This is a genomic window from Gemella haemolysans, from assembly GCF_012273215.1.
In the GTDB taxonomy this organism is placed as follows: domain Bacteria; phylum Bacillota; class Bacilli; order Staphylococcales; family Gemellaceae; genus Gemella; species Gemella haemolysans_A.
On record NZ_CP050965.1, the window covers coordinates 144500 to 170614 of the forward strand.

The 26115-nt window shown below is 31.6% G+C and carries 24 protein-coding genes; 20 read left to right on the forward strand and 4 right to left on the reverse strand.

Features of this window, described 5'->3' with window-relative positions; all coding sequences use genetic code 11:
* Positions 1–11 precede the first annotated feature (11 nt).
* The 15 genes from gap (at position 12) to FOC48_RS00825 (ending at position 16481) form a co-directional block, all read left to right on the forward strand.
* Positions 12–1019 (forward strand): type I glyceraldehyde-3-phosphate dehydrogenase, encoded by a 1008-nt coding sequence (gap, locus tag FOC48_RS00755; protein WP_003147892.1) that lies wholly within the window; start codon positions 12–14, stop codon positions 1017–1019.
* A gap of 96 nt (positions 1020–1115) precedes the next feature.
* Positions 1116–2312 carry a phosphoglycerate kinase gene (locus FOC48_RS00760; RefSeq protein ID WP_003147891.1) on the forward strand — a complete coding sequence of 399 codons (1197 nt, stop codon included), beginning with the start codon at positions 1116–1118 and terminating at the stop codon, positions 2310–2312.
* Between the two features lie 26 nt (positions 2313–2338).
* Positions 2339–3103, forward strand: a complete 765-nt coding sequence (gene tpiA / locus FOC48_RS00765; protein WP_003147890.1) for a triose-phosphate isomerase — start codon at positions 2339–2341, stop codon at positions 3101–3103.
* 66 nt (positions 3104–3169) lie between these two features.
* Complete coding sequence (gene eno / locus FOC48_RS00770) at positions 3170–4486, forward strand: phosphopyruvate hydratase (protein ID WP_003147889.1); 1317 nt, start codon at positions 3170–3172, stop codon at positions 4484–4486.
* A gap of 537 nt (positions 4487–5023) precedes the next feature.
* On the forward strand, positions 5024–6127 hold the full coding sequence (locus FOC48_RS00775) for an ABC transporter ATP-binding protein (protein WP_003147888.1): 1104 nt from the start codon (positions 5024–5026) through the stop codon (positions 6125–6127).
* A gap of 54 nt (positions 6128–6181) precedes the next feature.
* The gene (locus FOC48_RS00780; RefSeq protein WP_003147887.1) at positions 6182–7483 is read left to right on the forward strand and encodes an ABC transporter substrate-binding protein; all 1302 of its coding nucleotides are present in this window, start codon (positions 6182–6184) and stop codon (positions 7481–7483) included.
* Positions 7484–7555: 72 nt separating this feature from the next.
* Entirely contained in the window at positions 7556–8461 is a 906-nt protein-coding gene (locus FOC48_RS00785; RefSeq protein WP_003147886.1) for a carbohydrate ABC transporter permease, read from the forward strand.
* An 11-nt stretch (positions 8462–8472) separates the two neighbouring features.
* The gene (locus tag FOC48_RS00790) at positions 8473–9300 is read left to right on the forward strand and encodes a carbohydrate ABC transporter permease (RefSeq protein ID WP_003147885.1); all 828 of its coding nucleotides are present in this window, start codon (positions 8473–8475) and stop codon (positions 9298–9300) included.
* A gap of 4 nt (positions 9301–9304) precedes the next feature.
* A complete protein-coding gene (locus FOC48_RS00795; protein ID WP_003147884.1) occupies positions 9305–9997 on the forward strand; it encodes an N-acetylmannosamine-6-phosphate 2-epimerase in 693 nt (230 codons plus the stop codon).
* Complete coding sequence (locus FOC48_RS00800) at positions 9997–10293, forward strand: hypothetical protein (protein ID WP_003147883.1); 297 nt, start codon at positions 9997–9999, stop codon at positions 10291–10293. Before FOC48_RS00795 ends, FOC48_RS00800 begins: the two co-directional genes overlap by 1 nt.
* 547 nt (positions 10294–10840) lie before the next feature.
* Positions 10841–11776 (forward strand): FAD:protein FMN transferase, encoded by a 936-nt coding sequence (locus FOC48_RS00805; RefSeq protein WP_003147881.1) that lies wholly within the window; start codon positions 10841–10843, stop codon positions 11774–11776.
* 57 nt (positions 11777–11833) lie between these two features.
* On the forward strand, positions 11834–12547 hold the full coding sequence (locus FOC48_RS00810; protein WP_003147880.1) for an NADPH-dependent FMN reductase: 714 nt from the start codon (positions 11834–11836) through the stop codon (positions 12545–12547).
* 17 nt (positions 12548–12564) lie between these two features.
* The gene (locus FOC48_RS00815; protein ID WP_003147879.1) at positions 12565–13836 is read left to right on the forward strand and encodes an NAD(P)H-dependent oxidoreductase; all 1272 of its coding nucleotides are present in this window, start codon (positions 12565–12567) and stop codon (positions 13834–13836) included.
* 155 nt (positions 13837–13991) lie between these two features.
* Complete coding sequence (locus FOC48_RS00820; protein ID WP_035467234.1) at positions 13992–15065, forward strand: PTS sugar transporter subunit IIC; 1074 nt, start codon at positions 13992–13994, stop codon at positions 15063–15065.
* Positions 15066–15194: 129 nt separating this feature from the next.
* Positions 15195–16481 (forward strand): IS1182 family transposase, encoded by a 1287-nt coding sequence (locus FOC48_RS00825; RefSeq protein ID WP_172497796.1) that lies wholly within the window; start codon positions 15195–15197, stop codon positions 16479–16481.
* Between the two features lie 300 nt (positions 16482–16781).
* Here FOC48_RS00825 and rplS read toward each other — a convergent pair whose 3' ends face one another.
* Positions 16782–17126 (reverse strand): 50S ribosomal protein L19, encoded by a 345-nt coding sequence (gene rplS / locus FOC48_RS00830; protein WP_003147874.1) that lies wholly within the window; start codon positions 17124–17126, stop codon positions 16782–16784.
* Between the two features lie 137 nt (positions 17127–17263).
* Positions 17264–17623: a Spx/MgsR family RNA polymerase-binding regulatory protein gene (locus tag FOC48_RS00835; protein ID WP_003147873.1), complete on the reverse strand. Its 360-nt coding sequence runs from the start codon at positions 17621–17623 to the stop codon at positions 17264–17266.
* Between the two features lie 183 nt (positions 17624–17806).
* Here FOC48_RS00835 and FOC48_RS00840 point away from each other — a divergent pair, with 183 nt between their 5' ends.
* From FOC48_RS00840 to FOC48_RS00850, 3 genes are all read left to right on the forward strand, one after another.
* A complete protein-coding gene (locus FOC48_RS00840) occupies positions 17807–18508 on the forward strand; it encodes an ABC transporter ATP-binding protein (RefSeq protein WP_003147870.1) in 702 nt (233 codons plus the stop codon).
* Between the two features lie 70 nt (positions 18509–18578).
* A complete protein-coding gene (locus FOC48_RS00845; RefSeq protein WP_254263185.1) occupies positions 18579–21128 on the forward strand; it encodes an FtsX-like permease family protein in 2550 nt (849 codons plus the stop codon).
* 140 nt (positions 21129–21268) lie between these two features.
* Positions 21269–21427, forward strand: a complete 159-nt coding sequence (locus tag FOC48_RS00850) for a hypothetical protein (protein WP_155801261.1) — start codon at positions 21269–21271, stop codon at positions 21425–21427.
* A gap of 61 nt (positions 21428–21488) precedes the next feature.
* On the opposite strand, the gene FOC48_RS00855 is transcribed toward FOC48_RS00850, so the two are convergent.
* Together FOC48_RS00855 and FOC48_RS00860 are read right to left on the reverse strand one after the other, a co-directional pair.
* The gene (locus FOC48_RS00855; RefSeq protein ID WP_003147866.1) at positions 21489–22676 is read right to left on the reverse strand and encodes a TVP38/TMEM64 family protein; all 1188 of its coding nucleotides are present in this window, start codon (positions 22674–22676) and stop codon (positions 21489–21491) included.
* 25 nt (positions 22677–22701) lie between these two features.
* Positions 22702–23382: a YdjY domain-containing protein gene (locus FOC48_RS00860; RefSeq protein WP_003147865.1), complete on the reverse strand. Its 681-nt coding sequence runs from the start codon at positions 23380–23382 to the stop codon at positions 22702–22704.
* 424 nt (positions 23383–23806) lie between these two features.
* Between FOC48_RS00860 and FOC48_RS00865 the strand changes: the two genes are divergently transcribed.
* A complete protein-coding gene (locus FOC48_RS00865; protein ID WP_003147864.1) occupies positions 23807–25726 on the forward strand; it encodes an ABC-F family ATP-binding cassette domain-containing protein in 1920 nt (639 codons plus the stop codon).
* Positions 25719–26102 carry a hypothetical protein gene (locus tag FOC48_RS00870; RefSeq protein ID WP_003147863.1) on the forward strand — a complete coding sequence of 128 codons (384 nt, stop codon included), beginning with the start codon at positions 25719–25721 and terminating at the stop codon, positions 26100–26102. The genes FOC48_RS00865 and FOC48_RS00870 overlap by 8 nt, the downstream gene beginning before the upstream one ends.
* Positions 26103–26115 lie beyond the last annotated feature (13 nt).

Genomic DNA, 26115 nt, shown 5'->3' on the forward strand with positions numbered 1-26115 from the left:
GGAACTAAAAAATGACAGTAAAAGTAGCAATTAACGGATTTGGACGTATCGGACGTCTTGCATTAAGAAGAATCCAAAACGTAGAAGGAATTGAAGTAGTAGCGATTAACGACTTAACACCAGTTAATCAACTAGTACACTTATTAAAATATGACACAACTCAAGGTCGTTTTGATGGAGAAGTATCAGCAGCTGAAGGAAGCTTAGTAGTAAACGGAAAAGAAATCAAAGCATTCGCTAACCCTAACCCAACTGAATTACCATGGGGAGAATTAGGAATCGATGTAGTATTAGAATGTACTGGATTCTTTACTTCTAAAGAAAAAGCAGAAGCTCACGTTCAAGCAGGAGCTAAAAAAGTTGTTATCTCAGCTCCAGGTGGAAACGACGTTAAAACTATCGTTTACAACGTAAACCACGAAACTCTAGACGGAACAGAAACAGTTATCTCAGGTGCTTCTTGTACAACTAACTGTTTAGCTCCAATGGCTAAAGCTTTACACGATAACTTCACAGTAGTTGAAGGATTAATGACTACAATCCACGGATACACTGGAGACCAAAACACACTTGACGCTCCTCACCGTGGTGGAGACTTACGTCGTGCTCGTGCAGCTGCTGAAAACATCGTACCTAACACAACTGGTGCTGCTAAAGCAATCGGATTAGTAATCCCAGAATTAAACGGAAAATTAGATGGAGCTGCTCAACGTGTACCAGTACCAACAGGTTCATTAACTGAATTAGTAGCTGTAGTAGAAAAAACTGTAACAGCTGAAGAAGTTAACGCTGCTATGGAAGCTGCTGCTAACGAATCATTCGGATATAACGTTGATCCAATCGTGTCTTCTGATATCGTAGGTATCTCTTACGGATCATTATTTGATGCAACTCAAACAAAAGTATTAACAGTTGGAGACAAACAATTAGTTAAAGTTGTTTCTTGGTATGACAACGAAATGTCTTACACTTCTCAATTAGTAAGAACATTAAAATACTTTGCAGGATTAATTAAATAATCTATAATAGATAATAGAAGAATAGATAAGATATAAGTCAATTTTGACTTATATCTTGTCTCATATATTCTAAAATATAAATAAAAGGAGCTTTCCATGAAGAAATCTATCAAAGACTTAGGTAACTTACAAGGGAAAACTGTCTTAATGCGTGTTGATTTCAACGTGCCTTTAAAAGATGGTGAAATTACAAACGATAATCGTATTACTGCAGCATTACCAACTATTGAGTATGCTTTAAATCAAGGTGCTAAAGTAGTTGCTTTCTCACACTTAGGCCGTGTTAAAGAAGAAGCTGATAAAGCATCTAAAAGCTTAGCTCCAGTAGCTGTTAGATTATCAGAATTATTAGGTAAAGAAGTAAAATTCGTAGCTGAAACTCGTGGAGCTGAATTAGAAGAAGCAGTTAAAGGATTAAAAGATGGAGAAATCTTAATGTTTGAAAACACTCGTTTCGAAGATGTTGAAGGCAAAAAAGAATCTAAAAATGATCCAGAACTTGCTAAATACTGGGCTTCTCTAGGAGATGTATTCGTAAATGATGCATTCGGTACAGCTCACCGTGCTCACGCTTCAAACGTAGGTATTGCATCTAACATTGGTGAAGGAAACTCTGCTTCAGGATTCTTAGTTGATAAAGAAATCAAATTTATCGGAGGAGCAGTTGATAATCCAGAAAGACCTCTTGTTGCAATCTTAGGTGGAGCAAAAGTTTCTGATAAAATTGCAGTTATTGAAAACTTATTAGAAAAAGCTGATAAAGTAATTATTGGTGGAGGTATGGCTTATACTTTCATGAAAGCACAAGGTAAAGAAATCGGAATTTCACTTTGTGAAAATGATAAAGTTGAATATGCTCGTGAATTAATGGAGAAAGCTGGAGAAAAATTAGTATTACCAATCGATACAGTAGTAGCTAAAGAATTCTCTAACGATGCACCAAGTCGTGTAGCACAAGGTGATATCCAACCTGATGAAGAAGGATTAGATATCGGACCGAAATCTGTTGAATTATTCAAGAGCACTCTTGAAGGTGCAAAAACAGTAATTTGGAATGGACCTATGGGTGTATTTGAAATGCCTAACTTTGCCAAAGGTACAATTGGTGTTTGTGAAGCTATCGCAAACTTAGAAGGTGCTACTACTATTATCGGTGGTGGAGATAGTGCTACAGCAGCAATTTCTTTAGGATATGCTGAGAAATTCTCACACATCTCAACAGGTGGTGGAGCTTCTCTAGAATATCTAGAAGGAAAAGTATTACCAGGAATTGATTCATTATCTAATAAATAATTTTAAAACTCAAGGAGAGTAACATCATGTCAAGATTACCATTTATCGCAGGAAACTGGAAAATGAACAAAAACCCACAAGAAGCTAAAGCGTTTGTTGAAGCTCTTGCTGGAAAATTACCATCATCAGATAAAGTAGAAGCAGGAATTGCAGCTCCATCTGTAGATTTAAGTGCAGTACTTAGTGCGGCAGAAGGAACTGGATTAAAAGTTGCAGCTCAAAACTGTTACTTTGAAAATTCAGGAGCTTACACAGGTGAAACTTCACCTAAAGTATTATCTGAAATGGGAGTAAACTATGTAGTAATCGGTCACTCTGAACGTCGTGATTACTTCCACGAAACAGATGAAGATATTAACAAAAAAGCAAAAGCTATCTTTGCTAATGGATTATTACCAATCATCTGTTGTGGAGAAAGTCTTGAAACATACGAAGCAGGAAAAGCAGCTGAGTTTGTAGGAGCTCAAGTAAAAGGTGCTTTAGCTGATTTAACAGCTGAACAAGTAGCTTCATCAGTAATTGCTTATGAACCAATCTGGGCTATCGGAACTGGTAAATCAGCTACAAAAGAAGATGCACAAAAAATGTGTAAAGCAGTTCGTGATGTAGTTGAAGGATTATACGGTAAAGAAGTTTCTGAAAAAGTTCGTATTCAATACGGTGGATCAGTTAAACCTGAAAACGTTAAAGAATACCTATCATGCCCAGATGTTGATGGTGCATTAGTAGGTGGAGCATCTCTAGAAGCTGAATCATTCTTAGCACTTCTAGAAGGTGGAAAATTAGCTTAATTTTAGCAAAATTAAATAAATTATAGTATAATAGAATTATAAATTTAAACAACAAGGAGAAAGTTAATGTTAGCAAAAACATTTGATATTATCGCAGAAGTATATGCAAGAGAAGTTTTAGATTCACGTGGTAACCCAACTGTAGAAGTTGAAGTAACAACTGAATCAGGAGCATTTGGACGTGCATTAGTACCATCAGGAGCTTCAACTGGACAATACGAAGCAGTTGAATTACGTGATGGAGACAAAGGACGTTACCTAGGTAAAGGTGTAACTAAAGCTGTAACTAACGTTAATGAAGAAATCGCACCTTTATTAGAAGGTAAATTCGACGTATTTGATCAAGTAGGAATTGACTACGCTATGATCGAATTAGATGGAACTGAAAACAAAGGACGTCTAGGAGCTAACGCTATCTTAGGTGTATCTTTAGCAGTAGCTCACGCTGCAGCTGATTCTTTAGGAGTACCTCTATACAGATACTTAGGAGGAACTAACTCTAAAGAATTACCAACTCCAATGATGAACATCGTAAACGGTGGATCTCACTCAGATGCTCCAATCGCATTCCAAGAGTTCATGATTTTACCTGTAGGTGCTCCTACATTCAAAGAAGCTTTACGTTGGGGAGCTGAAGTATTCCACAACTTAGCTAAATTATTACACAACCGTGGTTTATCAACTGCAGTAGGTGACGAAGGTGGATTCGCTCCAACATTCGAAGGAACTGAAGATGCTGTTGAAACTATTTTAGCTGCAATTAAAGCTGCTGGATTAGAACCAGGTAAAGATGTATTCTTAGGATTTGACTGTGCGTCTTCTGAATTCTACGAAAACGGAGTATACAACTACGCTAAATTCGAAGGTGAAGGTGGAGCAGTTCGTACTTCAGTACAACAAGTTGATTACTTAGAAGAATTAGTAAACAAATACCCAATCATCACTATCGAAGATGGTATGGATGAAAACGACTGGGAAGGATGGAAATTACTTACAGACCGTATCGGTAACCGTGTGCAATTAGTAGGGGACGATTTATTCGTAACTAACACTAAAAAATTATCACAAGGTATCGAACAAGGTGTTGGTAACTCAATCCTAATCAAAGTTAACCAAATCGGTACTTTAACTGAAACTCTAAACGCTATTGAAATGGCTAAACGTGCTCGTTACACAGCTGTAATTTCTCACCGTTCTGGAGAAACTGAAGACTCTACAATCTCAGATATCGCAGTTGCAACTAACGCAGGACAAATCAAAACAGGTTCTCTTAGCCGTACAGACCGTATTGCTAAATACAACCAATTATTACGTATTGAAGATGAATTAGATGCTACAGCTGTATACCCAGGTGTTCAAGCATTCTACAACATCAAACGCTAATTAGAATATTTTAAAAGAAGCAAGAGCTAAAGGCTCTTGCTTTTTTTGTTTAAATAATTATATTTTTACTCATTAAAATATAAAAAAATATTAAGGTATATTTACAATATATTAAATGGAATAAATTCAGTATTTGCCTAGTCAAATGTAAAATATAAGAATGTAAAACGATTGCAATATTGAATTATAAACTAAAAGGTAATTTAAAAATGAAAATAGGTAAAATTAGATATTTTAAAAAGGTACTAAAATTTATACTAGTGTTAATGTATTAAATTTAGTATATAAATGATTAAATAAATATAATAAAAAAACAACTATAGAAATGTTTGTATTATCTTTGAAAATGTTCACTTTATCCTTGTTAGTCATATTTTGTTGTTATACAAGTTTGATTATTGTTTAAATGAAATAAAAAAATAATGGATTATTTTTAAAGTTACAACATTAAATTAACGAATAAAAATCTTTACAAGCGGTTTCATATATGATACTATTTTAGAGAAAAGATAAATATTTAATTAACAGGAGGCTAATATGGCAAGTTTATCATTAAAAAATATTTATAAAAAATATGATAATGGTTTCTGCGCGGTAACGGATTTTAATTTAGAAGTAGCCGATAAGGAATTCGTCGTTTTTGTTGGACCATCTGGATGTGGAAAATCTACAACACTTAGAATGATTGCTGGTCTAGAAGACATAACTGAAGGAGAATTTTATATAGGGGATAGATTAGTTAATGATGTTGAACCTAAGGATAGAGATATCGCAATGGTATTCCAAAGTTATGCGCTGTATCCACATATGACAGTTTTTGATAATATGGCATTCGCTTTAAAATTAAGAAAAGTTCCAAAAGAGGAAATTAAGGCTAAAGTAGAAGAAGCAGCAAAAATTTTAGGACTAGAAGAACTTTTAGATAGAAAACCTAAAGCACTTTCTGGAGGTCAAAGACAAAGGGTTGCGCTTGGACGTGCAATAGTTAGAAGTCCTAAAGTTTTCCTTATGGATGAACCTCTATCTAACTTAGATGCTAAACTAAGAAGTAATATGAGAGCGGAAATCATTAAAATCCACAATACTTTAGGTGCAACTACAATCTATGTAACACACGATCAGACTGAAGCTATGACAATGGCTGACAGAATTGTTGTAATGAAGAAAGGTATAGTTCAACAAGTAGGAAGTCCGAAAGATATTTATGATCATCCTGAAAATCTTTTTGTAGCTGGATTTATCGGAGCACCAACTATGAACTTCATGAGAGGAAAAGTTGTAGAAGGTAACTTTGTTACAAAAGGTGGTGGGAATATTGAGATTCCTGTTGGATATTATGAAAAATTAAAAGAATTAGGATACGAAGGGAAAGAAGTTGTTTTAGGGATTCGACCTGAAAATATTTCAAATGATCCGTTAGTATTAGAAACTTATTCACATGCTAAAATTACTTCAAAAGTAATTGTGGCTGAGTTATTAGGTTCTGAATATATCGTTCATACTGATTTAAATGGAGAAAATATCAAAGCAATTGTACACTCAAGACAAAATATTAAAATGGGTGATGAATTAACTTTTGCTCTAGATATGAATAGAGCTCATTTCTTTGATGTAGATACTGAGCTTAGTATTTTAGATTAGTTTAAATAAGACGTCAAATTTTTAAAAACATAAAATAATAAGGAGGCTCATATTATGAGAAAAATAAATAAGCTGCTTGCTGTAGCAGCAACAACTGCACTTGTTTTAACAGGGTGTGTGGGTGGTAAAAAAGAAGAAAAACAAGCTGACCCGAACAAAAAAGTAGAAATTACTTATTGGGACTTCCCACAATTCACTAAAGATAAAGAATTTAAGAAAACTGAGGATTTCGATGCAGCTTTAATTAAAGCTTTCGAAGCGAAAAACCCAAATATTAAAGTAAATTATCAAAAAATAGAATTTACAGATGGACCAGCTAAAATAGAAACAGCTATTCAATCAAAAACTGCTCCAGACGTAATTTACGATGCACCAGGTCGTGTAATTGCTTGGGCAGCGAAAGATTTATTAGTTCCTTTAGATGATGTAGATAAATCTAAATTAAATGAAGCAGCAGTTAAAGCTTCTAGTTACAAAGATAAACTTTACATGTATCCACAAGGGGTAGCACCATTCTTAATGGGTGTAAACAAAGACCTAACTGATAAATTAGGAGTAACAGATCTTCTACCTCTTAACAAACAAGATAGAAGTTGGACAGTTGAAGAATATGAAAAATTCTTAAAAGCAGTTAAACAAAAAGATTCAAACATCACTCCAGCTTTATTCTATACTAAATCACAAGCAGGAGACCAAGGGCCAAGAGCATTCGTTGCAAACTTATACAACTCTTGGATTACAGATGATGCAAACAGTAAATATACAATCAATGATGCAAATGGTGTTAAAGGTTTAGAATGGGTTAAAAAAGCATATGATGAAGGTTTATTAGGTCAAGGTGTTGCCTTAGAAGCTAAAGATGCTCTAGAAGCATTCAAATCAGGACGTGCAGCAACTACAATCTTATTCTCACCAGGTATCGCAGCATCACATGCATCAGGATTTAACTACAAATTCTTACCATTCCCTAACAATGGTGGAAAAGCTAAATATGACTACTTAGTAGCTGGACCAGCTATCTTTGATAATGGTGATGTAGATAAAGCAGCAGCAGCTAAAAAATTCGTTGACTTCATGGTAAATGATAAAGATTGGGGTAAACGTACTCTATTAGCATCTGGTAACTTCTCAGCTAAAAAAGGTGAAACAGGATTATACGATTCAGAAGAACTTAAATTCGCTGAAGGTCTAACAAGTCAATATGGAACATACTATAACACAATTCCTGGATTTGCTAAAATGAGACCACTTTGGTTCAATATGGTTCAAGGTGTATTAAACGGAAAAACTTCACCTAAAGAAGGATTAGATAAATTTGTTGAAGATGCAAATAAAACAATAAAAGAAGCATTGTAATTTGACGTATAAAGGGGATAGAGTTGCTTCTATCCCTTTTTAAGATAAAATAATAACTTTTTAGGAGGAGCTATGAAGACTACTAAGAAAAGAAAAAAAATAGACTTTAGTGCATATTTATTTATTTTGCCGGTTAGTATATTTTTTATAACATTTGTTTTGGTCCCGATGTTACGTGGACTTCAGTTATCATTATATAGTTTTGCTAAGAAAAATCCAGTATTTGTTGGATTGAAACACTATTCAGATTTATTATTCAGTGGAAATGGAGCAACAATCCATGAACCATTTATGAAATCTCTTATTAATACAGTTGTTGTAACTGTAGTTGCGGTACCGATAGTTGTATTGGTTTCAATATTTGTTGCGGTAACAATTTATAATAAGAGTGCAGTTGTAAGATCATTCTTCCGTGGAGTATTCTATATCCCAGCTATTTCTTCAGTAGTATCTGTTACAGTAGTTTGGGCTTGGATTTATCACCCAGAATATGGAATTTTAAACTATGTGTTTAAGTCTATGCACATAATTAATGAAAATGTCGATTGGTTAGGGAATCCGAAAACAGCATTATATGCTATTATTACGATTCTTATTACTACTTCGCTAGGTCAACCGATAATTCTTTATGTTGCTGCTTTAGGTAACGTACCGAAAGAATTATTAGAAGCATCTGAAATTGATGGAGCAACAAAATGGCAAGTATTTACAAAAATTACTTGGCCGCTTATTAAACCAACAACATTATATATTGTTGTTGTAACAACAATTAACTCGTTCCAAATTTTCGCCTTAATTCAGTTATTAACAGCAGGGGGACCGAACTACGGAACAAGTACAATTATGTATTTAGTATATGAAGCAGCAATTAAAAATGGAAATCATGGTGTAGCTAGTGCGATGGGTATTATCCTTGCGGTAATTATTGGAATAATTTCTATCTTACAATTCAAGTTTCTATCTACAGACAATGATTAGGAGGATTTAGGATGAAAAGTATTAGTATTTTTAAAATAGTATCTATGATAATATTGATTGGATTAACTATATTCTTTATATTTCCATTCTACTGGATTGCATCGGGATCGTTTAAGTTACAAGATGTAGCTATAACAATTCCACCTGAATGGTGGCCGACATCTCCAACTTTGGAAAACTATAATAAGTTATTCACATCAAATACTCTAAGATGGTTTTTCAACTCAGTATTTATTTCAGTAATGACAACATTCTTAGTATGTGCGACATCAGCATTAGCAGGATATGCATTAGCTAAGAAAAATTTCCCAGGAGTTAAAGTTATTTTCATGGTCTTTGTTGCAGCGATGGCCTTACCAAAACAAGTAATTTTAATACCTTTATTAAACTTAATTACTGAATTTAACTTAATGAATACTTACTATGCATTAATTTTACCAGCGGTAGGATGGCCATTTGGAGTATTCTTAATGAGACAATTCTCACAAGCAATTCCAACAGAATTACTTGAATCAGCAAGAATTGATGGTTGTGGTGAAGTAAGAACATTTATGAACATTGCATTACCGATTATTAAACCAGGTATTGGTGCGTTAGCAATCTTTACATTTATAGCTAGTTGGAATGATTACTTCTCACAATTAATCTTTTCTAACACACCTGATATGTCTACATTACCATTAGGACTAGCAGCGTTAGCACAAGGGCAAGAGTTCTCTAATGACTATGGGCTATTAATGGCAGGGGCATCATTAGCATCATTACCTATGATAATCGTGTTTATCTGTTTCCAAAATTACTTTACTCAAGGTGTTACTTTAGGAGCCGTGAAAGGATAATCTTATGGAGAAACAACAATTATTAGAATATCTAAAAGGAGAAATGATAGTTTCTTGTCAAGCTCTACCAGGAGAAGCTTTATATAGAGAAGAAGGTGGAGTAATGTGCTTAATGGCACAGGCTGTAAAAAATGCTGGGGTAAAAGCTATTAGAGCTCAAGGTGTTTTAGATATTAAACAAATAAAAGAACAAACTAACTTACCTGTAATTGGTATAATTAAAAAATCATATGAGGGTTATGCTTCTTATATAACAGCTACAATGGATGAAGTAGATAAATTGGTAGAAGCTAATTCTGATATAATTGCTCTTGATTGTACAAATAGAGAGCGAGGAGATGGAAGAACTCCAAGTGAATTTGTAAAAGAAATTAAAGAAAAATATCCAAATGTCTTGTTGATGGCAGATATTTCAACTTTAGAAGAAGCAATTGAAGCTGAAAAAGCTGGAGTTGATTTTGTTGGGACAACTATGAATGGCTATACACCATACACGGAAGATTCAAAACAATTTAATCCTGGTTTAGTAAGAGAAATCGTAGAAAATGTAAAAGTGCCTGTTATTGCAGAAGGTAAAATTCATACTCCACAACAAGCAAAACAAGCGTTTGAAGCAGGGGCGCATTGTATAGTTGTTGGTGGAGCGATAACAAGACCGCAAGAAATTGCAACAAGATTTTTAAGTGAGTTGAGATAATGAGTGTATTAGTTTTATTAGCATATTGGTATACCTACAGTAAATGGTATATACTTGGATCATGGTTTATAACACATATATTGAATATAGCGTTTAAAAAGATATGGCTTTCTCCATTATTGATAAATGCTCTAGCATTAGCTGTATTATTCATAGGAATATACTATAAATTGATAGAAGGTCAAGAGGTTGGAGCATCTGTTCTTAATGTATATTTACCAATAGTGTTTTCGAGTATTGTAATGAATGTGCTCATTTTCACGATTAGAAAAATTAAGTTAAAAGTAAAAAACTAAAATAGAGCTATTGATTGTTTTAAAGTTGTGATATATTATCATAGTTTAGGGCTAATCAATAGCTTTTTATTTATTATAATATTAATTTAGAAATTGCATTTTTATTTTTAATTAAAAATGAAAATCAATGAAAATATGAAATAATTTGATGAAAATATATTTTTTTTAAACTTATATTTGTATTTTTATAATTTTATAACATTTTAAATTTAGTAAATTTAATAAAAATATAAAGTTTAAGGAAATCTAATAAAATAAAGGTTTTCAAGTTTTTTCACAGTATATATCTATTTATATTTGTAGATTTTTTATATAAAGAAACATAAACTCAGTTAATTTTTATTGTGTTTTTTAATGAAAATCGGTATTAAGTCAGTCTTTATGAGTGAAATATTTTGTTGATTTGAAGTTATTTCTGTTATATAATGTAATTAAAGTATTAATTATCTATTATTACTTTGTCTTTTAATAACAGGTTTCTTGTAGATGTATACAACATATTTAGTTATCTTAAGCAAATAAATTTTTTATTGTAAGGTGTAAAAAAATGAATTTAAGAAGAAAGACCTTAAAATTAATGGGTTCTCATATAGATATTCTTATTTTTGATAGCATTGATGCTGAAAATATTTTAGATGATGCTGTGGAAATGTTAAAGATGTATGAGCATAGATTTAGTGCAAACGATGATAGTTCTGAACTTATGGTTGTAAATCATAATGCAGGTATTAAAACTGTCAAAGTTCATCCAGATTTATTTGATTTGATAAAAATTGGAAAACTTCACAGCTGTGCGCCTAATAGCTTTTTAAACATAGCTATTGGACCAATTGTGCAGACATGGAGAATAGGATTTAATGATGTCAAAGTTCCAACAAAACAAGAAATTGATAGTCTATTAGAAATAACAGATCCTAATCAAATAATTCTCAATGAAGAAGAGCAATCTGTCTATCTTGCAAAGAAAGGTATGGCTATTAATTTAGGTGCCGTAGCAAAAGGATATATTGCGGATTTAATGATTGAATATTTGAAAAAAAGAGGTGTAGATGCGGGTTTAATTAATCTAGGTGGTAACGTATTAACTTTTGGTGATGCTAAGCATAATCCAGATTTAATGTGGCGCATAGGTATTCAAAATCCTGTGGAACCTAGGGGAAATCACTTATTTACTATAGGTATAAAAAATCAATCTGTTGTAACTTCTGGTATTTATGAACGTAATTACACAGAAAACGGAAAAACTTATCATCATATATTAAATCCGAAAACTGGTTATCCCGTTGAAACAAATGTAGCAGGTTTGTCTATAATTTCAACAGCCTCGGTGGATGGAGAAATTTGGACTACAAGGTTATTTGGAAAAAATGTCGAAGATATTATGGATGAAATAGATAGTTTACCTGATATAGAAGGTGTTGTTGTAACAATTGAAGGTAAAATCTATTATACAAGCGGAGTGCTAGATAAAATAATATGTTAGCTGATAATATCTTGAAGAATACTGAAAATACTATTAATTTAAGGAGGCTCTATTAAAGTGGCTGAAGTAAAAAACAAAAAAAATGTTAAAAAAACAAGACAAGAAAATCTAGATACAAATAAAGTAGATAGTACAAAAAAAGAGAGAGGAAACAAAAACATGGTAAAATTAATTGGTCTAGTTGGTACAAACTCTAAAAAATCTACAAACCGCCAACTTTTACAATATATTCAAAAACATTTTGCAGGTAAAGCTGACATCGAATTAGTTGAAATTAAAGATCTTCCTTTATTCAACAAACCAGCTAATAAAGAATTACCTGAAGGAGTTAAAGAAATTGCAGCTAAAATTGAAGCAGCTGACGGAGTTATCATCAGTTCACCTGAGTATGACCACGCAGTACCTGCATCATTAATGAGTGCAATCGCTTGGTTATCTTATGGAATTCATCCATTACTTGACAAACCAGTAATGTTAACAGGAGCTTCATATGGAACATTAGGATCATCTCGTGCACAAGCTCACCTTCGTCAAATGATGGATTCACCAGAAGTTAAAGCACGTGTAATGCCAAGTTCTGAGTTCTTATTAGGACATTCTTTACAAGCTTTTGACGAAGCTGGAGATATTTCTAACCCAGAAACAGTTGCTAAATTAGATAGTTTATTTGCTGATTTCTTATTATTCATTAAAATTACTGAGAAATTAATCAATGCACATAAATTAGCTGAAAAAGAAATTGAAAACTTCTCTTGGGAAGATTTAAAATAGGATAGGAGTGTAGACACATGAAATTAGTAGGAATCGTAGGTTCAAACGCGGAAGTTTCTTATAACCGCAAATTAATGGAATTTATAGCAAAAGAATATAAAGATTTATTCACTTTAGAATTATTAGACATTACTAACTTACCAATGTTTAACCAAGATGAAGATCATTCAAGAGAAAACAAAGATTTATTAGTAATGAACCGTAAAATTTTACAAGCTGACGGTGTTATTATCGCAACACCTGAGCACAACCACACAATTACAGCTTCTCTTAAGAGTGCTTTAGAGTGGTTATCATTCGAATTACACCCACTTGAAAACAAACCAGTAATGGTACTTGGAGCTTCATACTATGATCAAGGATCATCTCGTGCCCAATTACACTTACGTCAAATCTTAGACGCTCCAGGTGTTAACGCAATCGTATTCCCTGGTAATGAGTTCCTTTTAGGTAAAGCTAAAGAAGCTTTCGATGCAGAAGGAAACTTAAAAGATGATCGTACAGTAGGTTACTTACGTACATGTTTAACTAAATTTGTTAAATTTGCTACAGTAGCACAATCATTAGCAGAAAGAAAACCAACACCACCAGAAGACTTAACAGCTAGTGGAAAATGTGATACAACAATTGAAGGTGTTGATATGGATGATGATAACTGGGTTGAATTAGCAGCTGAGAAAGTTAATGCCGTATCTGGAGATACATATGTTAAACTTGACCGTGGTATCTTAACAGTAGACCAACTTAACTACTTCTTAAACTCTATGCCAATGGAATTAACTTATGCAGATAGCAATAACCAATTCATCTACTACAATTACAACAAAGAAGATTATGAAATGCTTGCAAAACGTCGTCCAGGTCAAGTTGGATGCTCATTAGCAAAAGTTCACCCAGATCACCCAGAGAGAATACAAAAGAGTGTAAACTGGTTAGTAGGATTACTACGTTCAGGACAAATCGATGTATTCCGTACACACGTACCAACTCACGGACCAGACAAATACGTAGTGCACAACTATCAAGCAATGTACGATAAAAACGGTAAATATGCTGGTATCAACGAGTACATCTTAGACTTCAAACCAATCGTTGACTGGTACCTAAAACAAACTGGTCAATCATTAGTTAAAAATGGAGTGCCAGTAGGTCACGGATATGCAGCAGCGCCAGCACCAGCAGCAGCTGACGCAACAAGTGGAGCTTCAGACGCTGGACACGGTCATGCGGCAGCACCTGCACCTGCAGCAGCGCCAGCAGCAGATGCAACAAGCGGAGCTTCAGCATAATAATAGAAAATATTAAAAGGTTTAGGTAGAATTACTTAAACCTTTTTTCTTTTTCAAGGAGTGTTTTTAGAGAAAAATTAAAAAGAATGAGTTATAATAGAATGTGAGCACGATTAGTGCAAAATTATATTTATACTAAATACGGAGAGTTTGATATGAATAAAAATAATTTATTATCAAAGTTGTTTCATAGATACTTTATAGTTGCCTTAAATGGTATGGCATTAGGTTTGTTCTGTACGTTAATTATTGGATTAATTATTAAACAAATTGCTATAAATTTAAGTGGTGCACTATCTAGTTTTCTTATTGTTGTAGCTACAATTTCAATGGCTTTAACAGGGCCGGTAATTGGTATAGGGGTAGCGCATGCCTTAAAAGCACCTAAGTTGGTAATTTTAGCTTCAGGTGTAGTAGGTTTTCTAGGTGCTTTTGGTTCTAATCTTGGGACGAATCATCTAGTAGAACAAGGTAAATTAATTGTTACAGGATCTGGTGATCCGCTAGGAGCATTTATTTCTGTTGTTATAGCAGCTGAAATTGGTAGATTAGTTTCAGGTAAGACAAAGATTGATATAATAGTTACTCCATTCATTACTATTATAATAGGTGCGATAGTTTCGTATTTCACAGGACCTTACTTGATTAAAGGTATGAAAATCTTAGGTACATTTATTAGAGAAGCGACGGAACTTCAACCATTCATCATGGGGATAGTTGTATCAGTAGTTATGGGAATAATTTTGACATTACCTATAAGCTCTGCTGCATTGTCGATTATTTTAGGATTATCTGGAATAGCTGCTGGTGCATCAACTGTAGGTTGTGCAGCACAAATGGTTGGATTCGCAGTAATAAGTTTCAAAGCTAATCGTTGGAATGGACTGTTTGCTCAAGGTTTAGGAACATCTATGCTGCAAGTTCCGAATATTATGAGAAAACCTATTATATGGATTCCGCCGATAGTAGCTAGTGCAATATTAGGACCTATTGCTACAATTGTCTGTAGAATGGAGAATAACCCTGCAGGTGGTGGAATGGGGACATCTGGACTTGTAGGGCAACTTATGACATGGCAAACAATGTCTAATCATGTTTCTCATTCGGTACTGTTAATAGAAATTTTATTATTGCACTTTATTTTACCAGCAATAATCTCATACGCGGTTTATTATTATATGGAGAAAAAAGGATTCGTAAAAGCAGACGATTATAAATTAGACTTATAAAATATTAAGAACTAGCTATTGTAAATGGCTAGTTCTTCAGGCTGTTGACAAATAGGTCAACAGCCTGTTTTTTAACTGAAATAAAATCCTTAAAATGGTATAATATAAGTATACAAAGGAGGTTTTAGTATGTTTAATAAAGTAGAAAATATCAAAGATGAAATAATACTAATGACATTATCAGAAATAGTACCTAAAGATCATTTTTTAAGAAAAGTAGATAAAGCTATTGATTTTAAATTTATTTATGATTTGACAGAAGAATACTATAGCCACACATCAGGTAGAAATTGTTTAGACCCTGTAGTATTATTCAAATTAGTGTTTTTAAAAGATTTCTATGGAATAAAATCAATGAGAGAAACAATAAAAAGAATAGAAACAGATGCTGCATTTAGATGGTTTTTAGGGATACCATTTTCTAAACCAGTTCCACACTACTCTACATTTTCACAAAACTATATTCGACGTTTCCAAGGAACTGATGTATTCGAACAAATATTTATAAATATAGTGAACCAAGCAATTGATAAAAAATTAGTTGGAGGCACTGAGTTTTTTACTGATTCAACACATATAAAAGCTAACGCAAATAAAAAGAAATTCAAAGTTGAAGTAACTACAAAAATAAAAAAAAGAAAATTAGATTTAGAAAAAGAAATAAACGAAGAGAGAGAAAAAATAGGAAAAAAGCCTTTTGAATATAAAGAAAAAGAAGAACTAAAAAGACAACGAGTTAACACAACTGATCCGGATAGCGGTTATTATCACAGAGATCATAAAGAAGAAGGTTTTATGTATTTAGACCATAGAACAGTAGATGGGAAAAATAATATAATCATGGATTGTCACATAACTCCAGGAAACGTTCATGATAGTGGTCCATATATAGATAGATTAAATCAGATAGAAAAAAATTTCGGATTAACACCAGGAAAAGTTGCGTTAGATAGCGGATATTATTCTCTAGACATACTAAAACAGTTAGATAAAAAAAATATATTTTCAGTAATAGGATATAGAAGATTCTCAAAATCAAAAGATAAAAAATATTTCAAATATTTACCAGAAAAAGATATATATGTGGATAAACGAACAGGAGAAATATTTAGATACAGAAATATAGATAGAACTGGATATAAACAATATAAAAGTGATGATAAAAACGAGAAGAAAATAGTAAGACGCCATATAAATGCGGATTATTATGATGAAGCTAGATTAAGACGTATATCAAAAGAAGGAAAACTATTGTATAAGAGAAGAAAAGAAACAATAGAACGTAGCTTTGCAGATTCAAAACAAAATCATGGATACAGATATGCACAATATAGAGGTAAAGCCAAAGTACAGTCGTACGCTTGGTTGTCTTGTTGCGTTCAAAATATGAAAACAATAGCACTAAGAGAGGTATAATCATCTCTTAATACTACTGATGCTTTAGTCATAAGGCTTATTTTTTTTGAAAAACGACCAAAACATCAATATGTTCATTGATATTTTGGTCGTTTTGTCAACAATCTGAAGAACTAGCTATTGTAAATGGCTAGTTCTTTTTGTACTAATATTTTTTGTTGATAGTATTGGGTGGTGTTGAAGATAAAAAATAGAATTAGGATAAAATTATGAATTTTGATGAATATGGTCAAAACATGATTAAAGCAAAAAAAAAGAAGCCCTGTTACAGATGTAATAGGGCTTTTAAGCTTTTTCTTATTATCGTACTTCTTTAATACGAGCAGCTTTACCACGTAAGTTACGTAGGTAGTATAATTTAGCACGTCTAACTTTACCTTTACGTACAACTTCAATTTTTTCAACTTTTGGAGTGTGAACAGGGAATGTTCTTTCAACACCAACACCGTTTGAAATTTTACGTACAGTATAAGTAGCAGAGATTCCTCCACCACGACGTTTGATAACTACTCCTTCGAATTGTTGGATACGCTCACGTCCACCTTCAACGATACGAACGTGTACTCTTACTGTATCCCCAGCTTTGAATTCAGGAATGTCTGATCTTAATTGCGCTTTAGTAATCGCTTCAATGATTTTGCTCATTTTTCTTTCTCCTTTTTTTACAAAATGTTCTTTATTAATGCTTGATTAACAGAGGAACATCGTAATTTAATGTTTTCACATCTCGACTATTATAACATTATTTTTTATAAATATCAATAGATAATTTAATAATTTTTTTATAAAAGGGCTTTTTCCCAAACTTCTTCTTTATATCCTAATAATAAAATATCGTTTTTAAAATCAAAGGCAAGTGGTCGTTTAATCAACATTCCATTTTCATGAAGTAGTTTAAGTGCATCATCAAGAGATAATGTAGCCAACTTGTCTTTTAACCCTAGTTCTTTGTAAACCAGCCCGCTAGTATTAAATAATTTTTTTAGCGGTAAGTCGAATGTTTCGATTATTTTTTTAAATTCATCTACTGTAGGTGTTTTTTCTTTTACATTGTAGTATGTCGCTTCAATATTATTTTCAGTTAATAGTTTTTTTGCTTTTCTACATGTCGAGCATGTTGGATATTCATAAATGTTTAGCATATATTCTCCTTCCTATTGTAATCAAAAATCTCAGTAAAAATTTACTAGTCTACGATATTATAATACTAAATTTTTTTACTGTAAAGAAATCTGTTTAGTAGGAATGTTTAAGGGTAAGCGGTTAAGTTAAAACATTAAATAATATGTGATATAATTATACTATAGGAATAAAGGAGAAATACTATGCAAAAAATAATTGTAAAAGATGTTTCTAAAGTATATGGTGAAGATAGCAATAAAGTTATAGCTAATGATGCTATTAGTTTTGATATTAATGAAGGAGAGTTTGTAGTAATTTTAGGTCCTAGTGGTGCTGGGAAAAGTACATTGTTGAATATTATAGGTGGAATGGATAATGCCAGTGAAGGATCTATTAATGTCTTCGGAAAAGAAATCGTTGGTTTGAATGAAGACGAACTTACAAAATATAGAAGAGAAGATATAGGATTTGTATTTCAATTTTATAATTTAATTCCAAATTTAACTGTTTTGGAAAATGTTGAATTAGCAGAACAAATAGTAAAACAACCAAAAGATGCAATCGAAATATTGAAGCTTGTTGGACTAGAAAATAGATTGAATAATTTTCCTTCGCAAATTTCTGGAGGGGAGCAACAACGTGTAGCTATAGCTAGAGCAATAGCTAAGAACCCTAAACTATTACTTTGTGATGAACCGACAGGAGCTTTAGATTATAAAACTGGAAAAAATATATTAAATATATTAAAAAAATATAGTGTTGATGAACAGAAAACAGTTATTATTATTACTCATAATAGTTCTATTGCAGAAGCAGCTGATAAAGTAATAGAAATCTATGATGCTAGAGTAAAGAGAGTAACACAAAATACTAATCCTAAAAGTATAGATGAGATAGAGTGGTAGTATTATGAAAGCAATAAATAGAGATATATTAAGAGAAGTCTCACGGACTAAGTCAAAATTCATATCGATAATGATAATAATGTTTCTGGGAGTTTTTATATTTGTAGGTTTGAAAGAAACTTCACCTGCAATGGTAAATACTTATAATAAATATATAGAGCGCCATAAGATGTATGATTTGAGAGTAAGTCATAGTTATGGTGTTAATGATTCAGATATGAAGATAATCAATGATTTTGATAATATTGATATAAGTGAGAGTTATTATATAAAAAAATTACAAATCACCAATAGTAATAAATTCGTAAATGTTGAGTCTATACCTGAAAAATTAGTTTTACCTAAGGTTGTTGAAGGAACTTTACCTAGTGATGAAAGTGAAATAGCTTTAGTAGAATCACTTCAAGGTAGTTATAAAATCGGTGATGAAATTTCTTTCGTTTCAAGTAATAATGATAGTAACACTTTGAAACAATTTAAATTTAGAGTGGTAGGTTTTGTACAAGGTGCAGATCATATAGAAGTATCGAATAATAATCTAGCTAATAAAGATTATTTTGGATATGTAAAAAGAAACGTCTTTAAATTTGAAAATGTTAGTGGTGTCAATATTAAATTAAAAAATATTAATTATAAATATAGTGATAAAGATTATATAACTGAAGTTAATAAAACAAGAGATGCTCTTATAGAAAAATTAAAAATTCAACAGGAAACAGATGAGAAAAGTTATTTAGAGAAAAATAATAAAAAAATTAACGAAAATGAGAAAGCTGTAAATCAATCACAAGAACAGTTAAATGCTGTTAAATCAAAAATAGAATTATTAAAAAATGTTGATAGCAAAAATTACAATGAGCAAATAGAAAAACTAAATAAAGCTCAAAAAGAGATTGATGATAATAAAAAACAATTAAATATAGCAAGAACAAGTCTTAAAGAAGAAAGTTATCCAAGATTTTCAGTAGAGAACATTAGAGGGTTAAAAAATTATGCTCAGTTTATAGATTCCGCAAGTAGTTTAACATTTGTTGCGAATGTTTTTTCTATATTTTTATTCGTAGTATCAATCTTAGTTTCGCTAACTACTTTAACAAGGATGATTGATGAAAACAGAATAAATATTGGTACGCTAAAATCATTGGGATACAGTAACTATCAGATTTCTAAAAAGTATTTTGTTTATGGAGGTTTATCAACCTTTGTAGGAACTATTTTAGGAATTATCGGAGCGTATTTAGTAATAGTACCAATAATATATAATTCATACGCAAGATTTTTTACATTTAATAAACCGGAAATTGTGTATACCCCAAGTATTCTTATAGCAGCGTTCATAATTTCATTAGGATGTATAAGCTTAGCGATTTATATACCTTTAAGAAAGAATCTTAGAGAAAAAAGTGCATACTTATTACGTCCTAAAGCACCAAGTAAAGGAAGTAGGATATTCTTAGAGAAAGTACCATTCATCTGGTCAAGACTTAGTTTTTTAAGAAAGGTTACATTTAGGAATATTTTTCGTTATAAAATAAGAATGTTGATGACGATCTTTGGAGTTACGGGATGTTTAACACTTATGTTTATAGGTTTTGGTATTCGATATGGTGTTATTGATATTTCAAAAGAACAGTTTAAAGTGATAAATAAGGTAGATATAGCAGCTACTTATAATCCTTATGTAGATAGTACAAGTGTAGAAAAACTCCAAAAAGAGGTTAGCGAAGACAAGAATGTTAAAGCTAATACAAGAGTAAATATTCAACTTGCAACTTTTGAGAGTAATAATGAAATCGTAGATTCTGTGCAGTTAATTACAGTCGACAAAAGTGAATATAAGGACTATATTACTTTAAAAGATAATGGTGATAATAATATAAGTATCCCAAAAAACGGAGCTGTAGTTAGTGAAAAATTGGCGTACTTACACAAGTTGAATAAGGGGGATAATTTCACTGTAGTAGTAAATAATAAGGAGTACACACTAACTGTAGGAGAAATCAATAAGAATTATTTCGGACATACGATATACATTGATAAAAATTATTATCAAACTGTTTTTAAGAAAGAGTATAAAGACAATACATTTTTAATACAGACAACAGGCGGTAAAGAATCTGTTGAAAATGTAGTAAGTAAGTTACATAATAATAGCGATATCGTAAACATTAGTGATAATTCGAAGATTCAAGAAATACTAGATAATTTTATTAAAGGAATTGATATTATAGTAGCGGTAATGGTAATTTGTTCTTTAACGTTAGCGCTTGTAGTATTATATAATTTAATAAATGTAAATGTTTCAGAGAGAATAAGAGAATTATCGACGATAAAAGTTCTTGGATTTTATCCAAGTGAAGTGACTATTTATGTATTTAGAGAAATTTTTTACTTAAGTGCGGTAGGTATTATCTTAGGTAACTATCTTGGCTATAGGATGTACTTGAAAATAATATTAGAACTAGCGGGTCGTGATATGATGTTTAGTAGTAAGGTACCATTAGTGGTATATTTATTGGCATCTGGAATAACGGTATTTATTACGATAGTAGTAATGATAGTAATGCATAATAAATTAAAAAAAGTAAATATGGTAGAAGCTCTAAAAGCAATAGAGTAGAATAGGAGAGGAAAATGAAAATTACAATTAATGATCAAGCGAAAAAATTATTAAATGAGAAAAATAAAAAACACGTGTTAGTATCTCTGTTTCAACAGTTTTGTTGAGGTGGTAGAGTAAATAGAGCTGTCGTGGTTTCGATGGCTGATAAATTTGATGCAAAATTGTATTCAAAATATGTAGTAGATGGAATAGATGTTTATATTGATAATAGACTAACTACAGATAACGAAGTAGAAATTTGTACAGAAAAATTCTTCTTTATGAGACAGTTGAGTCAAAAAGGAATAGATATTTAATAGTATAAAAGCAACTAGAGGCAAATATTTTATCTCTAGTTGCTTTTGTTTATTTTAATATTTAGTTAGAAGCGGCACTAAGTTCTTCTTCTTTTTTATGTTTGTCGCTATAGATTTTTTTCATGATTCCGATAACGATAGATAATGCGAATAAGCACATTAGCCCGATAAACATATTTCTAACTCCACCTGATAGTGTACCACCTACGTATGAGTAGACGATAGTTGCTGGTAATTGTCCGACACCTGTAGCGATGAAGAATCTCCAGAAACTCATGTTTGTTAAGCCGGCAGCGTAACTAACAAAGTCGAAAGATACGAATGGTAACAATCTACAGATAAGGATAGCTTTATCCCCATATCGTTCGAAGAATACGTCAATACTAGCCATTGCACCTTTACTTGTAAGTTTTTCTACAACATCACGTCCTAATCCACGAGCGATATAGAAACATACCGCTGCACCTATCATGGCAGTTGACCAAGAAAGGACAGCACCGATTACCCAACCAAAAATAGCAGCGTTAGATAATGTGATTAAGAAAGCTGGAATTGGAGCAGCTATTGATTGTAATACCATTAGAACTCCAGAAACTACAGCAGCCCATGCTCCCCATCCACGTAAGTATTCGATAACTGCATTTGTATCAAATTGAGATAATGTAGCGAATGCTGTATTAATACCAGTTTTAAAACTTGGTACTGTGAAATAAACTGCAAAGAAGATTGCGAAGCAAGCAAGAGTAATGTATCTAACTTTTTTACGTTGTGCTTTTAATTTTTTCTCTTCTTCTGGATCTACTTCTCTTAAGTCACTAAGTTTTACTTCTGTTTGTTTTAGCGCTTTAAGTTCATCTTTAGTATAAACTTTTTGGTATCTAGATAGTGTTAGAATAATATAAAGGTTTATTAAGTTAACAATAATAACACCAATGATGAACGGAGTTTTAATTTGGTTAAGTGATCCTGCATGTAGTACTTCACGAGCTATATATAGTAAAGTTTTAGTTTTACCAGAAAAAATAGCCATAAGAAGTATAATAGCTTCTATAATAAAGAATGTGTATTTTCGATTGATGCGTTTAAAGTATAATCCTGTCATTATACCGTAAACAGTCCAAACGAATATTACAAGACTTTGATCGGCTAGCATTTCAAACTGTGTAAAGAAGAACAGTAGAAAAGCAAAGAAGTAACCAACGGCTATACCAACACTTGTGAAATAGAACAATAATCTTAAGCGTTTCATTAAATTTCTCCTTAATTATCAATTACTATTTTTTAATACTGTAAACTACTGCTGCATATGTACCATCTTCAGGTAGAACACTCTCGTTACCAGTAAATTTAACTTCTTTACGAGTTTCAACAGCTCCATAAGTATAAGTAGTATTTGAGATAATTCCAACTGGACAACTATCTAGACAAGATAAACATCCTGTGTTTTTGTCGATAGCACGCTCTAAGTTACCACCGAAGCGGAAGTCGATTTGTTTTCCATTACTATCTTTTACAACTTCGTTGATATCATATTTTTTCTCTGCACCATTCCAAGTAATTTCTGCTTTGATTGGAGTTCCTTCTACGTGAGTAGTAGTTGCATTATTTGGATTCATATTATTTCCAGGTTTTGCACCAATTTCAATTAAAGCGTTGTAGAATTCTTCTGGTTTAGCATAAGCTGTAAAAATTGATTTAGCTCCATTTGTACCACTTTGTTCTACAGAGTTATGTCTTGTAGCTTCATCGAAGTATTTACCGTTAATTTTTGTAAGAACAGTAACAGTACCTGCTTCTTTATCTACTTTTATTGGTTTATCTAATGATACTCCAGCTACATAGTCAGCTGGTTGATTAGAATTTTGTGAAGATGAATTAGATGAACTACTGCATCCGACAGCAGTAAATGCTAATCCGGCAGCCATAAGGACTGATAATAATTTTTTTGGTTTCATGAACGAATCCCCCTTATTCTATAATTTTATTATACATTTGTATTATAACATTTATATAAAAAGGTAACAATAATCTATAAGAATTATATTATAAATTTAATTTTAAAGGTTAAAAATATTGAAAGATGGTATAAAGAATATTTTTCTATTTTGATAAAAGGCACACTTAATAGCTAAAAATACTTAAAATTTATTGAATAAATAAATTAACATAATTTTTATATTCTGAATTATAATTACGAGAGAAAAATAAATAAATTTCAATTGATAAACATTATCGATTAAAGATTAACTTGAATAATAAAAGATAACGACTGTAATTATTAGCTTAAAAGATAAAAATATGGTATAATATTTCAGTTATAAACAATTTAGATAATATTTTGTTAAAAATAAGTAAAAAATTAGAAAGAAAGGAGAAACTATGTTAATTCAGCTAAATAATATAACGAAGAATTTTGTAGTAAACGAAATTTTTTCAAATGTAAAATTGGAAATCAATGATAAAGATAGAGTTGCGATAGTCGGAAGAAATGGTGCTGGGAAAAGTACTTTATTAAAAATAATAGCTGGTGCCATTAGTTTCGATAGTGGAGAAAGAACCATTTCAAAAAATACGACAGTTGGATATCTATCACAGGAATTTATCGTGAGAGAAGATTTGTCGATTTATGAAGAAATGATTACTTGCTTTGATGAGATAATTACTTTGGAAGCAGAATTAGAGAAATTGTCTTTTGAGTTAACTCCGGAAAATATTGAGAATGATCCAGCATTACTTAATAAGTTTGATAGGTTACAAAATGAAGTATTAACTCATAAGGATTATCATTACAAGAGTAAGATAGAAAGTGTACTTTATGGATTAGATTTTACAAAAGAAGTCTTTGATAAGAAAATTAGTACTTTCTCAGGTGGAGAGAAAACAAGGCTATCTATGGCGAAATTGTTACTTAGTGAGCCTGATTTACTAGTTCTAGACGAACCGACTAACCACCTTGATATGGAAAATGTAGCATGGTTAGAAAATTATTTATCAGCATACAATGGTGCAATAGTAATTGTAAGTCACGATAGATATTTTTTAGATAAAGTTGTTAATGTTGTATACAACTTAGAATTTGGTAAGCTTAAGAAATATGTAGGTAACTATTCTAAGTTTTTAGTGCAGTATGAAGAAGATTACGAAAAACAACTAAAAGAATATACTAGCCAGCAAAAAGATATAAAGAAATTAGAAGAATTTGTTCAGAAAAATATTGCTAGAGCATCAACTAGTAAGATGGCTAAGAGTCGTCAAAAAGTATTAGATAAGATGGAACTTATAGATAATCCGAAAAAAGATGATAAAGCAGCAGGGATAGAGTTCTTAATTAAAGAACAAAGTGGTCGTGATGTTCTGACAATTAGCGATTTACAAGTTGGTTATAATGGAACTAAAGTAGGTCAAAGTTATAATCTTGCTGTGTATAAAGGAGATAGAATAGCTGTTGTCGGAAGAAACGGTATAGGAAAATCAACTTTAATAAAAACAATAGCGAAGAGACAAAAAGAAATTGCCGGAAATGTTCAATATGGTAGTAAAGTGTCACTAGGATACTACGATCAAAAACAAGCAGAATTTGAATCTTCAAAAACGATATTAAATGAACTTTGGGATGAGTATCCTTTAATGAAAGAAGCAGAAGTAAGAACTGTGCTTGGTAGATTCTTGTTTAGAGGTGATGATGTTCTTAAGATAGTAAGAGATCTTTCTGGTGGAGAAAAAGCGAGATTACAACTAGCTAAACTAATGTTAGAAAAGAATAATTTGTTAATATTAGATGAACCGACTAATCACCTTGATATTACTAGTAAACAGGTGCTAGAAGAAGCTCTTAAAAATTACGAAGGAACTATTGTATTTGTAAGCCACGATAGGTACTTTATTAATAAGATAGCTAATAAGGTATTAGATATTACTGATAATGGTCATAATATGTATTTAGGGAATTATGATTATTATTTAGAAAAAAGAGAGCAAGAGAGAATAGCTCAACAATTAACGAATAAAGAAGTAGAGGTTGTTGAAGCAAAAGAAACTAATAATTATATATTAGATAAAGAAACTAAACGTCGTGTAAGAAAACTAGAAAGAACACGTGATGAGTTGATGGAAAAGATCGAAAGTTTGGAAGAAGAAATACTATCGGTTAATAATGAACTTGCAAAAGAGGAAGTCTATACTGATATGGTAAAAACACAAGAGTTTAATGAAAAACTAAAACAATTAACGGAAGAAGTTGATGAATTAAATAATTCTTGGTTAGAAATTGAAGAGGAATTAGAAAGTATTAATGAATAGTAAAATTAAAATAACAACATATGTTGATGTCGAGAAAATCCATGAAGATTCTCATATAGGGACACATACTGAAGAAGCTACAAGTGAGAAAATAACTTATAGTGATAAAAATAACAAAAAAATAGAAATTTTTATTGACAAAATAAAAGAAAGTGTTAGTATAGAAAAAGACGATTCAAAAATGTACTTAGCATATACGAAAACAAGTAATGACTACAGTACACAATATGGTCAGATGAAATTGGAAACACAACTTATAAAAATAAGTAAGATGGCAAAAAATAGTTTTACTTTATTTGAGATAGTGTACAATATACATTTCGGAAAAAATGACAAACAGCAAAATAAATTGAAAATATTAGTGAAAAACATTTAGTAGGTAATTAGGA